Below are 1,221 nucleotides of genomic sequence, written 5' to 3'. Positions count from 1 at the left end.
TGTTTTATGTAAAACGTCAGACGCCGATCAGAACGTATCCCCCGGCACCCGCACCCATCCTTCCATCAGCACCCGCGCACTGCGGCTCATGATCGCCTTGGTCACGGTCCACTGACCGTCGACCTGCTTTGCCTCGGCGCCGACGCGCAGCGTGCCGGACGGGTGGCCGAAGCGTACGGCGTTGCGTTCGCCGCCACCGGCCGCGAGGTTGACCAGCGTGCCGGGAACCGCGGCGGCGGTGCCGATGGCGACGGCGGCCGTGCCCATCATCGCGTGGTGCAGCTTGCCCATCGACAGCGCGCGCACCAGCAGATCGACATCGCCGGCTGCGACCGTCTTGCCGCTCGATGACACGTAATCGACCGGCTTCGCGACAAAGGCGATCTTCGGCGTGTGCTGGCGCTTCGTGGCTTCATCGACATCCTTGATCAGGCCCATGCGCAGCGCCCCGTAGGCGCGGATGGTCTCGAACATCGCCAGCGCCTTCGAATCGCCGTTGATGGCCTCCTGCAATTCGGTGCCGGTGTAACCGATGGCCTCGGCATTGACGAAGATCGTCGGAATGCCGGCATTGATCATCGTCGCCTTCAGCGTGCCGACGCCGGGCACTTCGAGGTCATCGACGAGATTGCCGGTCGGGAACATCGAACCGCCGGCATCGCCTTCGCCTTCATCGGCCGGATCGAGGAATTCGAGCTGCACTTCGGCGGCCGGGAAGGTCACGCCGTCGAGTTCGAAATCGCCGGTTTCCTGCACTTCGCCGTTGGTCATCGGCACGTGGGCGATGATGGTCTTGCCGATGTTGACCTGCCAGACGCGCACGGTGGCCATGCCGTCCTTCGGCACGCGCGCCGCATCGACGAGGCCGCCGCTGATCGCAAACGCGCCGACCGCGGCCGACAGATTGCCGCAGTTGCCGCTCCAGTCGACAAAGGCCTTGTCGATCGACACCTGACCGAACAGGTAATCGACATCGTGATCCGGGCGGCTGCTCTTTGCGAGGATCACGGTCTTGCTGGTGCTGGAGGTCGCCCCGCCCATGCCGTCGATCTGCTTGCCGTAGGGGTCGGGGCTGCCGATCACGCGCAGCAGCAGCTTGTCGCGCGCCTCGCCGGGCTGCTGGCAGGCTTCGGGCAAATCCAGCAGACGGAAGAACACGCCCTTGCTGGTGCCGCCGCGGATGTAGGTGGCGGGAATCTTGATCTGGGGTGCGAAGGCCAT

Annotated in this window: 1 protein-coding gene; it reads right to left on the bottom strand. The window is 65.4% G+C overall.

Annotated features, from left to right (window positions below):
• Positions 1 to 27: 27 nt before the first annotated feature.
• Positions 28 to 1,221, bottom strand: coding sequence for a 2-methylaconitate cis-trans isomerase PrpF (gene prpF, locus PKE44_RS03575; RefSeq protein WP_324548301.1), 1,194 nt, complete (start codon positions 1,219 to 1,221; stop codon positions 28 to 30).

It is taken from the genome of Plasticicumulans sp., assembly GCF_035331805.1.
Classification (GTDB): Bacteria; Pseudomonadota; Gammaproteobacteria; order Competibacterales; family Competibacteraceae; genus Plasticicumulans.
Note: the sequence above shows the minus strand (reverse complement) of the source record. Positions and strands in the feature narration are given on the sequence as shown.

Excerpts from the sequence above, each read along its gene's own strand:
- prpF (WP_324548301.1), bottom strand. The coding sequence starts at position 1,221 with ATGGCCTTCGCACCCCAGATCAAGATTCCCGCCACCTACATCCGCGGC.